The 15201-nt window shown below is 58.6% G+C and carries 12 protein-coding genes; 1 reads left to right on the plus strand and 11 read right to left on the minus strand.

The window, feature by feature from the left end:
* Together VGM51_14890 and VGM51_14895 are read right to left on the minus strand one after the other, a co-directional pair.
* Positions 1-1257: hypothetical protein (locus VGM51_14890; GenBank protein ID HEY3414322.1), on the minus strand; the 1257-nt coding region annotated here is incomplete at its 3' end.
* A gap of 40 nt (positions 1258-1297) precedes the next feature.
* Positions 1298-1624 carry a hypothetical protein gene (locus VGM51_14895; protein HEY3414323.1) on the minus strand — a complete coding sequence of 109 codons (327 nt, stop codon included), beginning with the start codon at positions 1622-1624 and terminating at the stop codon, positions 1298-1300.
* Between the two features lie 551 nt (positions 1625-2175).
* Between VGM51_14895 and rsgA the strand changes: the two genes are divergently transcribed.
* Positions 2176-3240, plus strand: coding sequence for a ribosome small subunit-dependent GTPase A (rsgA, locus tag VGM51_14900; protein HEY3414324.1), 1065 nt, complete (start codon positions 2176-2178; stop codon positions 3238-3240).
* A 256-nt stretch (positions 3241-3496) separates the two neighbouring features.
* Here rsgA and pyrE read toward each other — a convergent pair whose 3' ends face one another.
* The 9 genes from pyrE to VGM51_14945 form a co-directional block, all read right to left on the minus strand.
* A complete protein-coding gene (gene pyrE, locus VGM51_14905; protein HEY3414325.1) occupies positions 3497-4042 on the minus strand; it encodes an orotate phosphoribosyltransferase in 546 nt (181 codons plus the stop codon).
* 352 nt (positions 4043-4394) lie between these two features.
* Complete coding sequence (locus VGM51_14910; GenBank protein ID HEY3414326.1) at positions 4395-6515, minus strand: S8 family serine peptidase; 2121 nt, start codon at positions 6513-6515, stop codon at positions 4395-4397.
* 526 nt (positions 6516-7041) lie between these two features.
* Entirely contained in the window at positions 7042-7758 is a 717-nt protein-coding gene (locus VGM51_14915; protein ID HEY3414327.1) for a hypothetical protein, read from the minus strand.
* Positions 7759-8755: 997 nt separating this feature from the next.
* Positions 8756-9505 carry a hypothetical protein gene (locus VGM51_14920; protein HEY3414328.1) on the minus strand — a complete coding sequence of 250 codons (750 nt, stop codon included), beginning with the start codon at positions 9503-9505 and terminating at the stop codon, positions 8756-8758.
* A gap of 62 nt (positions 9506-9567) precedes the next feature.
* Positions 9568-10863: a tetratricopeptide repeat protein gene (locus VGM51_14925; GenBank protein HEY3414329.1), complete on the minus strand. Its 1296-nt coding sequence runs from the start codon at positions 10861-10863 to the stop codon at positions 9568-9570.
* Between the two features lie 389 nt (positions 10864-11252).
* A complete protein-coding gene (locus VGM51_14930; protein HEY3414330.1) occupies positions 11253-12233 on the minus strand; it encodes a hypothetical protein in 981 nt (326 codons plus the stop codon).
* Between the two features lie 154 nt (positions 12234-12387).
* Entirely contained in the window at positions 12388-12999 is a 612-nt protein-coding gene (locus tag VGM51_14935; protein HEY3414331.1) for a hypothetical protein, read from the minus strand.
* Positions 13000-13038: 39 nt separating this feature from the next.
* On the minus strand, positions 13039-13317 hold the full coding sequence (locus VGM51_14940) for a hypothetical protein (GenBank protein HEY3414332.1): 279 nt from the start codon (positions 13315-13317) through the stop codon (positions 13039-13041).
* 197 nt (positions 13318-13514) lie between these two features.
* Entirely contained in the window at positions 13515-15002 is a 1488-nt protein-coding gene (locus VGM51_14945; GenBank protein ID HEY3414333.1) for a tetratricopeptide repeat protein, read from the minus strand.
* Between the last annotated feature and the right edge of the window lie 199 nt (positions 15003-15201).

Raw genomic sequence — 15201 nt, forward strand, 5'->3', positions numbered from 1 at the left:
CGGCACTTTAACGGTCACCCAGAGAACGGTGTTTTGCCCCGGCTGACACGATACGGTTGATTTCTGCAGCAGCAAGTCAGGGATATCCTCGCCATAGCTGGAGCGAAGGCTGCCTATCGGATTCCATTTCAGGTTCTGAACGCCTATGCGATGGCCGTGATCATCAGTTAGCCCCGCAGTAACTAACTTAACATCCGACAGCTCCTGTTTTACAGGCCTGATCACGATCTGAAACGGCTCATATTCGCCCCGGGCGGCTTCGATGGATACCTCCTGGCTCATGCGCGCTTTAGCGGGAAGCGTCTCAGCCGGGAATACCTTTCGGGTGGCGTGGTCCGTCCAGATCAGCATGTCAGGAGTCCGCTTTAAAACGGTCGCTGATGAGTTGCCCGCAATGTCTCTTTTGGTTCTGTTGCTTGGGTTCAGGTATGATGCGAGCGCTTTTTTGTAATCCCCCTGGAATGGCGCGATCACGAAAACGCTTCTCTCTACACTTCCTAACTTAAACCTTGGTGTGGCGCGCTGGCTTATACCGGCGAGGCATTGCTTAACAAGGTTTGAGAATATTATCCCTTCGCCCGTTTCATTGCTGTAGTAGCAGTCGGTCTGGCCGAAATAAGAGCCGGTGTTCAGCGTTGGTGATTTTACTTCCTCGGTCCGGATGCGGTTCGTTTTTATTCCGTTACTGCCGATGAAATTGATGCTTGTAGCCAACCTGTTAAATCGGGGGGATAGAGGGGCATAAGGGACGTAGAAACTGAAGCTATCTTCCTTGATGCATTTCAGCTCATAGATGAATTCAACGGCGGACCCCGTCGGTGGAACCGTTACTCGATGTGTCATGTGGAAATGGGGGGTGTCACATGTGAACTCGACGGTAACAGATCCGTCCTTCTCTTTTGCCATCCGATAGCGTCCGTTGGAAATTCGCCCTCGCGTGCCCTCATTCACCGAAGTGAGAGCACCGTTCTCAGTGAACTGGTAGTAAAGTATGAAGCCGTCAGAGATCAGGTTTTGTCCGCTGCCGTGCTTGTAAACAAACTCGGTTGGGGAGTAGTCCATCTCAGCGGTAAAGGCCAATCGGACGCTCTCGTTTTCCACCACCACGCGAGAGGGTGTCTCGGTGACATTCACCAGAGCGAGACTCGTCTGAGTCAACCCCAACGCGAGTGCTAGCACCAGTACAAAGGTGATAAACATGTTGGTGCGCATGTGGTGAATTCGGGTCAATAGGGCTGCAAGCGATATATCGTCCATAAGAATCCTCGTTGATTGGGACGTTGAAAAGATGGGTCAGTTAACTCGATCGGATTGAATACGTTATATCCGATTCCATTTCCGCTTCAATTCTGATCGCAGTTGGACTCCAATCGGTCGAACCGGACGGAAGGCCGCTGAGGGTCACTATCTCGGGATCGAACCGGATCATCAGCGTCGCGGCGTTGATGTAAGTGGATGTGCCTCTCTCGGTGATGACTCCATCGATGGAGAGTTCGGACGCCTGTCCGGCGACGAAATTGGAAATGTTGAGCGCCACATCGATAGTGGCGTAAGCAGGTGAAAGAGTGACAGGAAGGCAGGCTGCCGCAACAGCGGCGATAGCACACAGCGAAGCGCGGTGCATATCAGCATTTCCTCGCGAAGAACCGTGACGATGGTCTTGATAAAGCAGTGTGCTGCCCATACGGGCAGCAAGGATATGCCGGCGGTAATACGGCGCGGCGATGTGGCTCAGGGGCGTCGCCGTCGAGGTGTCGGCGCCCTCATCGGACCGCGAAGAGACTCTGTGACCCAGGAACACGACCCGATCAGCAGGCCTACATACAGTATCGTCCGGTTGGTGAGAGGGCATCAACGACAATTGGAATCTCTTAACGTGTGTTTTTCTGTTTGGTGAGGTGCCCCCCATTTGCGCCCGAATCCGAAGGGATCGCCCGCAGGCAGAGTACCCGTCTGCCCCGAAACTGGTGGGCGTGCCTACCCCTGCCGCTGTATTGTGGCCTTTCCCGCTGGATTCTTCCGGCGGGTTGAGCGTGGGGTCTGGCTCGGCGTTTCTGACATGCGCTGGCAGCTAATGGTTGGATTTCGGGTTCCGGTCGGCCGCATCATTCACTGTGGTTACCCCAGGAGATGCATCCCGTTTGCAGCGCTGCGTCGTTCTGAAGGAGCACGGGAATGAGCCTTACAGAATACGGATGGAATGACCGCCTGGCCGCCTCGTTCCGCGAACAGGAGGCGGCCGGCCGCGTTCCGGTCAGGATATCGCTTCAGGTGAAGGGCCACTACCTGGCGCTCACCGGGATCGGCGAGATCGCCTCGGAACCGACCGGCCGGCTGATCTACGACGCCGCCACACCCCGGGACCTCCCCGTCGTCGGCGACTGGGCCGCGGCGACCATACTCGAGGAAGAGCCGCCGAGGGCTCTGATTCACGCTGTCATCCCACGCAACAGCCTCTTCTGCCGGAAGGAAGCCGGAAAACGCGTCGTTGCCCAACCCCTGGCGGCGAACGTGGACATCGTCCTCATCGCGGTCGCCCTCGACCACGACTACAGCCTCAATCGCATCGAGCGATACCTGGCCCTTTCGCGGGAATATGGGGCTTCGCCGGTCGTCCTCCTGACCAAATCCGACGCCTGCGCGGAGAGCACCTTGAAGGTCGAGGATGTCAGGACGCGTATGCCGGACGTTCCGGTGATCGCCATCAGTTCCGTGGATGGCACGGGGATGGACGCGTTGCACGAGTGTCTCCCACCGGGCGCCACCTGCGTTGTGCTGGGCTCCTCGGGTGTCGGCAAATCCACGCTCATCAACCGCCTTCTGGGGGCCGATATACTGAAGACGCGCGAGGTGCGGCTGTCCGATAGCAAGGGGCGGCACACCACGGCCAACCGGCAGTTGTTTGTGCTGCCATCGGGCGCATTGATCATTGATACGCCGGGGATGCGCGAACTGCAGTTGTGGGACGCCCGGGAAGGTATCGACCAGACGTTTACGGACATCGCCGAACTATCGAGCGGATGCCGATTTCCTGACTGCCGCCACGCGGATGAGCCGGGCTGCGCCGTAATAGGGGCCGTGGCCGATGGCCTGATCGACCCGGCCCGCCTGGAGAACTACCAGAAGATGAGCAGGGAACTCGATTACCTGTCGCTCCGCCAGGAGGAAGGCGCCGCCCGGGCTGAGCGCGCCCGCTGGAAAGAGATAGCGAAAGAAGCCAAGCGCATAAAAAAGACGTAACCGGTGACCCGCCACCTTCGCGTCTCGCCCGTGCCTGTGACGAATCGCAAGACCATCCGCATCCACACCGCGCTCCGCCAACCATCGAGCGCCGGCGCTCGTCACCCTGCGCGAAGGACGATCGGCCGAAGGCCCGTCAGACCGGTACTTCAGTGCCGGGTCGCCAGCCACGGCAGTCTCTCCGGATATCCCGGGCAAGGCGCCCGGGCTCCGCTCCGCATTCATCATTCTGCATTCTGCATTCTGAATTCTCCGCCTACCCCGCCGCGCGAATCTCCGCCAGCGTGATCAACCGCTCCAGCGTGTATCCTTCCGCGGAAAGCGCTTCGGCGCCGCCTTCCTGGCGGTCCACCAGCGTGAGGCACTGGACCACCTTCGCGCCGGCCGCTTCCGCGGCCTTGGCGGCCTTCAGAAGCGAGCCGCCGGTGGTTGTGGTGTCTTCGATGATGCACACCGCCTGGCCGGCCTCCAGCGGGCCTTCGATGAGGCTCTGGGTTCCGTGACCTTTCGGCTCCTTGCGGACCATGAAGCCCGCCACCGGCCGGCCGGCGCCCCATGACATCGCGGTCACGCCGCCGATGATCGGATCGGCGCCCATGGTGAGGCCGCCGATCGCCTGCACTTCCGGTGCCAGGGCTTCCAGTATCAGTTCACACGCCAGCGCCAGGCCTTCCGGGTGCAGCGTGACCATCTTGCCGTTGATATAGAAATTGCTGGTGCGCCCCGAGGCCAGAGTGAACGTCCCCTCTTTGTACGCCCGCTCGCGGACCAGTTCGATGAATCGCGCCTTCTTGTCAGACATCTGTCGTCCTCCCGCACCAGTCTAGCAACAACGGCGCGCCACCCAGATATGTTTCGCAGGTTCCCATGCGTACTGGCGGCCCGCGTCTGTCGTCCGGAGGACGATCGGCCGAAGGCCCTCTAGACGGGTACTTCAGTGCCCGGTCGCCTGCCCCCAAATGGAAGCAGGCCGCCCTCGCGGGCGGCCTGTTCATTTCCCGTTTACCGGACGTTGAGCCTAACGCCCGGTCGTCGCCGAGAAATAACCGTCTTCAATCGTTCCACAGTACGCTAAAGCAGACCACCAGCGCTGCGGATGACGTGTTTGCTGTGTTTTCCACCCAGTTCGTCTCCTTACGAGTTGGTCTCGTTTGTCAGTCGCCCCACAGGGCGGAATCGCCCCACAGAGCGGAGTCGTCCCAGAGTGAGCTGTCTCCCCAGAGAGCGCTGTCACCCCACAGGGCGCTGTCGCCCCACAGAGCAGAGTCACCCCAGAGAGCGCTGTCACCCCAGAGAGCGCTGTTATCGCTGAGCCTGGTGTTGTCACCCCACAGAGCGGAATCACCCCACAGAGCGCTGTCGCCCCACAGGGCGGAATCGCCCCACAGAGCCGAGTCACCCCAGAGAGCGCTGTCGCCCCAGAGAGCGGAGTCACCCCACAGGGCGCTGTCGCCCCACAGAGCGGAGTCTTGCCAGACGGCCTTGTCGCCCCAGAGGGCGGAATCGCCCCACAGAGCGGAGTCGCCCCACAGAGCGCTGTCACCCCACAGGGCGCTGTCGCCCCACAGAGCGGAGTCGTTCCAGAGAGCGCTGTCGCCCCACAGAGCGCTGTCACCCCAGAGGGCGGAGTCACCCCAGAGAGCGCTGTCGCCCCACAGAGCGCTGTCACCCCACAGAGCGCTGTCGCCCCACAGAGCGGAGTCACCCCAGAGGGCGCTGTCACCCCAGAGGGCGGAGTCGCCCCAGAGGGCGCTGTCACCCCAGAGGGCGCTGGCTTGATAGAGTCCGTTCGGTCCGTAGCAGGCGGACGCCTTGAAGATGTCCAGTCCACCGTAGACCTTTGCGGGACCGTCGCCCCACAGTGCGCTGCTGCCGAAGTTGACCCGGAGGCCAACGGCCAGCGGCAGGCAATAGAGGCGTTCTTGGCTCCAGGCAATCACCGGGCTCGGCGCTATGGACGCTGTTCCGGTGGCCTTGATCGCTGCGGGGATGCTGAGGCTGCCCGCGCCCCGGCTGTAGACGTCTGAACCGTCGAACTTGACTGCGGAGCGCATCAGGCGCGCCTTCACGGTGGCGGGGTTCAGGGTAGGATCGGCCTGAAGCATAAGCGCTGCGGCCGCGGCAACAACCGGCGTCGCCATACTCGTCCCAGACATGGTGGTATACACCCCACCCACTCTCTGGTCCGCGTGTTCTGTCGCCAATGTGCTGCCGGGAGCCAATGCGCTTACGACCTTGTTCCCAGGGGCAACCAGGTCGGGTTTGAGGATGTGATCGGGCATGCTCGGCCCGCGAGAGGAATACGACGCCATCACGTCATCGGACCGGTTGGGTGTCTGCAGCGTGTTCAGCGCGCCAACCGTGATCACGAATGGGTCGTCGCCCGGGCAGTCAATGGTGCCGTAACGGCTGCCCCCGGTGGGGCTGTCGGCTACTTTGCGGCCGCGGTTGCCCGCTGCCACAACCACCACGATACCCGCGCCCTGCACCTTGCGTACCGCACGGCACAGGGGGTCGTTCACAACGCTCTCCAGCGGCACATGGCCGAGGGAAAGGTTGGCGACCCGGATGTTGTACTGGTTCTTGTGGGCGATAACCCAGTTGAGGCCCGCAATCACGGTGCTCACTGTGCTCGCGCCCGTTGCGTCCAGAACCTTCACCGCTACGATGTTGGCGCCTGGAGCGATACCGGCGTTCGCGCCCTTGCTGGCCGCGCCCGAACCGGCGATAAGGCCCGTAACGAATGTTCCGTGCCCGTTGTCGTCATACGGCGATTTCTTGCCGTTTACCGCGTCATACCACCCCACTACTTTTCCACGGAGATCGATGTGGTTCGTCGCTGCGCCGGAATCGATCACGGCTACGGTAACCCCGGCCCCGGTGAGGCCCGTGGTCCGTCGTACCGTGTCGGCGCCGACTGTCTGCGTTGTCACGAAGTCATTGCTGCGCACTATGGCGTCTGTGGAAATGTGGGCAATCGAGGGATCGTTCGCCAGGACCCGCAGGCGGGCGGAACTGACCGTAGCGACGATTCCCAGAGAGTCAAGGTCCCGGTTTACCGTGCCCCGGGCGGTGCGAACCACTCGCATCGCTCTCGTCTTGGCGCCACGGTTGGGGACAATGATGACGCGTTGGGCTGCCACGAAACGCCCCTGAACGAGTGTGCTCAAGTTATCGTCCAGCTTGGCGTTCCGGGCATATGCCCCGCCGGTGAAACCGGCGACGGCCATCGATATCAACGTAAGTCGTCGAGCGATGAATCCGTGTGTCGTCATGGTCTGCTCTTTCTCGTCCGGCCCCATTGCCGGACAGATGGTTGGGTGTACGCTCTCATTATCAGGGGGAACAGGCTTGCACGCACTCAGCCTACAGTCGCAGTTTCGGCAATACCGGGTCGCAAGTTTCTAAGACCATGGCTGCCTGCAAGGGGTTAAACTGTGTTATTGAACGAAAGCCTGTGATGTATGACGGCCGATAAGGAAGAAAACCATTGAAGGGACTGATGGGCCAGTCCTTTCGGGACGCAAGAGACTGAGAAGCGGACAGCGGATGGGGCGATCCAGAATCGGGTCGCCCCGTTTGCCGTTTTGGGGATGTGGCACACAACAAACGGGGCGGAGAAGGATCGCTCCCGCTCCGCCCCGATCAAACGATATAGCATGTTGGCGAGTGATGTTGCCGCTTACACGAAGGCGCGCAGGCTGGGACAACCACCTGTTTCCCAAGGCCGAACGACCATCGACAAGATAGGCAGAACGGGCCTCGTCCCCAGGCAAAGGAAACCTGGAACACGACGATCTGTTACTTTTGCGATGGAACCGCTGGACCGGTGCGGAACCGATCACCTGCTTTCCAATCGCTGATCTTCGTCAAAGCGATACCAATATTGGTAACATTCATTTGCGCCGCAGGATCATTCGCCGAAATAGATGCGAGCTTTTCCTTGAGTAACCGTTCCTCCGCATCCTGGCCGTAGTAACCAAGGAGATGGGCGATGGCGCCGATTGTACGCGGGTCGTTGGAGTCCCTTAAAAGCTTGACCAAGGGATCTGTCAGGAACGCAGGGTCCCATTCAGACCACAACGCATCGATCTGCCAACACGCTTCGGCGCCTTCCTTTAACCCGGAATTCCACTCCGCCATTATCTTTGCACCGGCTGCCGCGTTGCCGATCCGTTTCCACGTTTGAATTGCCTTCTCCCACGCAGACATATACGCAAGCTCAGCTTTCAAGGTCGTCTCGGACCGCTGGACTCCACGATGCTCATCATGGGCCAGCAGAATTCCTTTCGATGCTCTCAGGAGATTAACGGCTGCGGCAGCCTTGTACGCATCCGTACCGTTTTTTGCAGACGCATTGTAAACGTCAAGTTCTTTTGGAACTAACGCCTTCAGTGTCGCATCATTGCTGACGCTTTTCCCTGAGCGGCTGAGCGGAGGTTCAGCACTATGTGCGCATGGCGTACAATAGACGTTGAGAGCGCCAAACGCTACGAGAGCGATCTCTGGTATTTTCATTTCAATCCAACCTTTCGCCTTAAAGAAGTCTTATTCATAGTGTCCGCAAATACCCAATTGGAGCGCGTAGAAACACGAGTTGATGTAAGACAACCATGTGCTACACCTCATAATCAGCCATCTGGCGGATTCGGGAGGGAAAAGATGTGGACCAGACAATTCCCGTGCGGGCACGGACACTTCAGTAACATCTCGGACAAAATCACTTGTCTCACGTATAGTGATTCCACTATCAGGGCTCGTAGGCGAGCGGCCACCGCAAACCTGGTATTTCTTGGTGATCTTGGAAAGTGATGCCGCCCTGAGTTTGAAGCCCATCAGATGCCCAGTAACACTCTGAGGTAACCGAGCGCAAGACTTGCAGGTAGTAGTAATCTTGATCGTCGAAGCCACCTCCGGGGGGAAATACGGTATAGGCTTTGACGTGACCGATAGGATCTTCGACACAGAAGAAACCTTCGAAGTTATTGTGGAGCGGGTACATTGCTACCGCATTCCATGTAAAGCCCAGATAGACAAGTTTCGAGGTAGTTATTGGCGATTTGCACGTTTCGGAACTGATATTTGCTGGATAAACCGTATCCGATGGGTTACCGGTGTTGACCGTATCGTGTGACGGCCAGGCTTGGTGCGGCGCAGCAGGTATTCCTAGCACCGAAAGCCCGGCGGCGGCTGTTCTCGCAAGAGTAATGCAATCACCGGATAGTCCACTGTCCAGAAATAACCATGCATCCGCGTTGTTGTTGTTTGAAGGGCCTGGACTGGCGAAAATTGCGTCACGGACCTTTTCGGCAGCAGTCGTTATCGATGTAGCCTGGTCTGCCAGGCGACAAGCCCAGTCTACTCGACGAAGGGATGCTCCGACGAGAGGTTGGCTCCAGGTCACGTAAATCTTGTGCGGACCTGATGTTCCTGCATCACAGGTTGACCCACCCGCACCGCCAATGTTTTTTACTGTCCAGTCAATACTCCCGTTCAGAGTTTGAACTTTCGCCGGTCATGCAGTCTCGGACGTAACTTCAATTGCCTGGTCACTCCCGGTAGAAATCTGATCGGGTGTACGAAAAACCAATGCACCCACTGAACTATCGCCATCCAGATCAAAGCCAATACCCATTGGCTCTACCTTCACAGTTGCATTGGCCGTTATCCTTACCCCCTGTGTGTGTGTGATCGGGTTGTTGATAAGCGGATTCTTTTGCCATCCTCGGGGATTGTAGACTGTACCCGCAGAATCAGCGAAATTTGTGTCCCAGTTGTTTAGCACACCGTGATCGCTAGTAAACGTCACTGATTTGATTTCCGCTTTGACTACATATATCGTCCAGCTCACGGCCGGGTCGGAATCATCCCAGCCTGGATTGGGATATACATCGCCGCCATCTTCGGCTGCACAAGTGACAGTGTAGGCGCCCGGTGTCATCGGGGCGTAGAAATAGAACGTAGTCCCGCTCCCGTGACTGGAATCCGCGGTGTTGTTCCAGAGGAGTTTGGGGGCAAGATCATCGCAGATCACCGGTTCACCATACACATCTTTGTCTGAAGCCGTCACTGAGAGCATCACAGTCGAGCCCGGGCAAACGCACCGGACCATCGTGTCGAACGGAGGATTGGCCGTTAATAGGATACCGGGTCCTGCGCCAGTCTTTGGCAAATGGTCAATACAGCGAACTGGAGCCGCGTATGCGAGAGAAAACAGTCCTGCAAAAAGCGGTATTATCTCGAGAAGATGAAGGCGACCGCTCATTTGACACCTTCCGTTTCGTCTGTCCCTGTTATCTTAGAAGACTCAATCTTTGCCACTTCTGTCTAAGATTCGGCTGGATACTTGGATATTAAGCGATCGAAATAGAACTTCGCGTTACGATAGTCGCGAGTTCGCATGTAACAATCAGCCGCCATATAAAGGCAGACCGGGATGTAATTCCCGATCTCTTTCAGTTTGGTCGCATCGATAAATAGTGCCGCGGCAGTCGTGTAGTTTTTCTGAAAATAACTACAGAAAGCAAGGTCATGTGCGACGACGATGAGCGCCGGATAGTCCGGGTACTTCACCATAAAGTGGCGCAGCCCGGACTCGGCAGTGGCGAATTCCTTGAGGTTGTTAACTTGAATGCCGGCGATCCGCGCTTGCGCTTCCACAGCCAGTGGACTGCCGGGGAACTCTTCGATAACCTGTTGCAATTTTTCGATCGCGCTCTTCACATCGCTCATGCCGGCGAGGCAAACACTCATCACCTCGGCCTGGCGTGTGAGCGCATCCGCCCGAAGCTCCGGCGCCTCGGCATACAGCTTATCGAGGTAAGCGATCTCTTCCTGGTATTTCTTTTCAGAACGGAGCACCTCGTCAATTCTGAGCCTGGCTTCATTTGAGGCCCCGTTTCCGGTATCCACCGACTTCTGAAAGGCGTCCTGGGCATCGGCATATTGCTCCTGCAATTGAAGACAGATTCCCAGTTCCAGAAATGCCCTGTCGGCTTTCGCTGGATACTGGGTACCAAGCGATTGGTAGATATCCACGGCGCTCTTCAGGTCACCGTTCTCCCTGTAGCATTGGCCCAGCAAAAAGCTCAACTCCATCAGGGTATTCCCTGCGTCCGGGTGCGCGGCGATCCTGATCTTCAGCAGCGCTATGGCCTCGGGATATTTCTTCATCTCGAAGAACACATGCGCCAGACGCAGGTCCGCGTTGGCTGAGTCCGCCGGGTACTGGGCGGCGATGGATTGATAGGTTTCGATGGCGCCCGCATTGTCTCCGGTGATGCCATAGACCTCGCCGAGTCGGTAGAGCATCTCTCTCCGTACGCGCTCGGCGTTTGGGTACGTCTGGATACCAATCTTGAGAGCGGTAATGCTCTCGGCATAGGACTTCTTCTCTTGAAGCGCAATCCCAATGCAGAGTTGTCCCTTGGGGGCCAGCGTGGGGTCGGCCGTCTTTACGACTGCGGAGAACAGGACAATGGCATCGTCGTATTTCCCGGCTTTCATGAGGTCCTGACCGGATTTCAGATCGGAACCGGCGTCGGCCAGGCACGGGGCTGCTGCGGCGCAGACGAACAGAAGGGGAAGGGTGAGGGCCGCGAACAGGCCCAAGTGAAAGCGCATGACTAACCTCCTCGCGAACAACAGTGCGCTTGGTGGCGTGTCTTAACGGTCACTTCGCGCGAGGGAAGATATCGGCTCTGAATAGACTGTGCCCCCCCCCCCGCTTATTTGTCAAGGATTTGATATATAAGACTTGCGTAGGTCATTCATCGTGCATGCCGGCAGTGATTCCTCGGCGCGGTACCGCAGGTGCCGCGATTTGCGCCCTTTGCCTACAATTCCATGCGTTTGCCGTTTTAGGGATGTGGCACACAACAAACGGGGCGGAGAAGGATTGCTCCTGCTCCGCCCCGATAGGACGACTTACTTTGCTCGCCGGTGAGGGGACCTACTTCGCATTAAGCGCCGGCCGGAGAGAAGCGGCTACGGCGATAGAGTGCCGAAGGTTGTTAGGGAACCTTCTCTTCTCGCCAGTACGTCAGGTACGGCCGCTCGTCCTTCAGGAATATCTCGTAGGCGGGGCCATGCCCGTCATGGTCCTTTGTGAGCTCCGCAAGTCCCATGACCCCGTTGTACCTTACACTTGAGTCGGCGTCGTCCAGAGCCGACTTGAGCAACGGCACCGCCTCATTACACAGGGACAGCCTGAGCATGTAGCTGGCGAACCACCGGGCCTCCGTTGACGGCGAAGTCAGGCTGGACGCGAACAGAGGGACCTGGTCGCCCTTGATCCGAACCTCTAAGAGGGCGTTTCGCAGCAGAAACACGCCCCACCCGGCTGACGGCCTTGCGACAGACAACTCACCCAACACAAGCTTCACGGATTCCGCGACCGGCGCCTCGTCGCATACCTTGAGACAGACACTAAGAGCCATCGCCCGGGTAGTCACGTTGGCGTTCGACGCGAGAGGCTTCACGTACGTGGCCGCGTCCTGTTTAGTTAGGAGGGCGCCCTGTGAAAGGGCCGCCTGCACGACTGCGGGCGCGGCGTCTTGAAGTGAGTTGACAATCTCCCATCTGAGATTGGCAAGAACGTCTGGCTGTTTGACATAGGGAGTGCGCACGGTGGCTGAAACGGGCATAGTGGTGAAGACCAACCGGGCAAACGCGTAGGAGCCACCCTGCCTCGACAGTAGTACGAGGGTGTGCTCGCTAGATATGACATCGTGGCCCGCTATCTGTATGCGGTCGCCGGGTCGGAGTTCGCCCTTCATCACCCGCTCGACGATGAAGTCGACAGGAGGTGAGCCTGACCCATCGGCCCGTTGAGGGGGGGCGGTCGCTCCCGCGACCCGGCCCACGCAGATGATGTCGACCTGGCCGGCCTGGCTCTTGAGGTTTAGCAGTCCTCCCACAATGCCCAGACAGGGCGGCGCGGCGGCGAGAACGATTACGCCGGTCAGCCCAAGGATGACGATGAATCGGAACACTGGTTGTGCCTCCTTTCGCCCCAACGGAGCGAGAGATTCTGGAACGCAATCTATATTATACGGGCCGCTGGACTAGTCGCGCCAGTCGGGCGTCCTCCGGCTGGGAGGGTATCGGGGCCGATGCCCCGATACCCGAGGTAGAATGTCGGCGGACCTACAGGTGCCTACCGCAGTTGAAGTGGTAGGTTTGTTTGACCGTCTTAACCAGGCATCCTGCGCCGTTGCAGAGACTAGAGCCGACCCATAAGTGCTGCGTGTGATCGAACACTCTTGTGCCGGGAGTCGCCGGATTGCTGGCCGGATTCTGAGGCGGGGGCCAGCCGCCGATGGATCCCATTTGATCGGTAAGTATAAACCCATCGGAGACCCCGCCCCCGAGGGCGGGATTGGACCAGTTGTTCGGAACGTAATTGTAGCGATCGCTGTCGAACGTCTCCCCTGTCGGGACATCCGACATAGTGAAGCATAACTGGTCCAATATAGCGTAATTCGCCAAGGTCTTGTAGCCACTGCCATCCGGAAGGTCGCTGTAGGACGGGCCTGTCAGGCTTCTGGGCTCTCGGGACGTGAAGGTCAAGGTGTTGGAGTCGCAGTTCGTTCCAGACAGGCTGTAGGTGCACTTCAGAGTGATGTCGTTTGCTGCCACGCTCCCCGCCGTTGCCATGATCTTCACCGTGGCAGTGTTCTGCCCTTCGTAAATCTCGGCGGGTCCGGTCACAGTCCAACCGTAGGTAGTACCGTCGGGCTGGCCTGTCGCTGCGCTCACAGTTGCCTTGTACGCGTCGGGAACGGTGGCTCCGCAGTACTAGCGCAGCGTCGCCGTGGTGGAACTGATTTCTCCGCCGATCACTTTGACCGTCCAGGTCAAAGACTGGTCGCCATCGTACCCGACGTCCCCCAAAACGTCAATGAAATCCTGTGCGAGGCAAGTAACTGTGTAAGTGCCCGGTGTCGCTGGCGCATGGAATTCGTTGCTTGTCGAGGCGTCGGCGTTATTGCTCCAGGAAAGACGCGGGGGCCAATCGTTGCAGACTAGCGGATCACTGTAATTGTCCTTGTCCAAAGCTGTTGCGTGAAGAGTCACTGACCCATTCACACAAACGTACTTCGTGGCAGGGTCGTTGGTAGGATCACGCTGCACGCAGATATCGTCCCCGGGACGGTTTTTTCCCGTCAGCAAGCACGATTCCGCAGCTGGAGAACAGGCCAGCGGGGCCCCAAGAGCCTGCGCGAACAAGCCCGATGAGCACATCGCGGCCGCGACGAGGCGTGTCAACGTGGTCATTTCACGCCACCATTCCCTTCCGGGCCTAACAGATCGGCGAAGGCGGACTTAACCAGAACCGCCAAAGGGTCAGCCGGATAACTCGCTATCAATATTACGGCACTGGCCCTTGCGTTTTCGAGATCAGCGGCTTTCTCATAGCAATAGGCCGCCCTGTATAGGCACGCCGCGCGGTAGTTTCCCACTTCTTTCAGTTTGAACGCATCGGTAAACAGATCCGCTGCCACCGAGTAGTTCTTCTGTAGTTGGCTACAGAACGCGAGGTCGTACGCAACAACGATGAGCGTCGGATCGTCCGGGTACTTCGCCATGAAGCCCCTCAGCCCCGCTTCGGAAGCATCGAAATCCCGCAGGTTATAGAGCTGTATCGCGGCGATCCGCGCCTGCGCCTCCACGGCCAGGGGCTCGTCCGCGAACTCCCTGATGACGCGCCTCAGTTTTTCTATGGCGTCCTTCGCGTTGTTCATGCCGCCCAGGCACTCACTCAATACTTCCGCCTGGCGGGTGAGCGATTGCGCCCGAAGGTCCGGAACGTCTACGTACACTTTCTCCAGATATGCAATCTCGTCGGTGTACTTCCCTTCCGCACGTAGCACCTCGTCAATCCTGAGCCGCGCTTCGTTGGACACCGCGTTTTCAGTGTCCACGGCCTTTTGGAATGCGGTTCGGGCCTCTGCGTATTTCCCTTGGGATTGGAGGCAGATTCCCGCAACCACATTCGCCTGCCCGGAAAGCGCGGAGCAGAACGCCGGGATGCTGTTGTACTGTGCTATCGCCAGGTCGTACTGCTTCTTGGACTCATATTCCTTGCCCGAAGCCATCAGGCACTCGCCCAGCCCGCAGCCGAACTGATCGGCCTTCGCCGGGTACTGCGCCATCAGCGTTTGATAGAGGGCAATGGCGTTTTTGAGGTCGCCGCTTTCCCTGTAGCACTGCCCCAGAAGCGAGTTCGACTCAATCAGGGTGTTCCCGGCGTCCGGGTGCGCGGCGATGCTCCTCTTCAGCAGGTCGATCGCCTCGGTGTACTTCTTCATCCCGAGGTAGGTCCGCGCCAGACGATAGTCTGCATTGGCTGCGTCCGATGGGTACTGAACGGCGATGGACTGGTAGACGGCGATGGCGCTGGCCGTGTCGCCGGTGAGGCTGTACACCTCGCCGAGGCGGTAGAGCATCTCTCGCCGTACTCCCACGGCGGTGGGATACTTCTCGGCGCCTAGCTTGAGCGCGGAGATGCTCTCCGGGTACTTCTTCTGCTCCTGGAGTACGATGCCGATGCAGAGCTGGCCTTTGGGGGCAAACGCCGAATCGCCCGAAGCAACCACCGACGAAAACAGGACAATCGCCTCGTCGTATTTCGCCGCTCTCATCAGGTCCTGTCCGGCTTTCAGGTCGGAACTTGCATCGGCCAGGCACGGGGCTGCTGCGGCGCAGACGAACAGAAGGGGAAGGGTGAGGCCCGTGAACAGGCCCAAGTGAAAGCGCATGACTAACCTCCTCGCGAACAACAGTGCGCTTGGTGGCGTGTCTTAATGGTCACTTCGCGCGAGGGAAGATATCGGCTCTGAATAGACTGTGCCCCCCCCCCCCGCTTATTTGTCAAGGATTTGATATATAAGACTTGCGTAGGTCATTCATCGTGCATGCCGGCAGTGATTCCTCGGCGCGGTACCGCAGGTGCCGCGC

It is taken from the genome of Armatimonadota bacterium (genome assembly GCA_036504095.1).
Lineage (GTDB): Bacteria > Armatimonadota > DTGP01 > JAKQQT01 > JAKQQT01 > DASXUL01.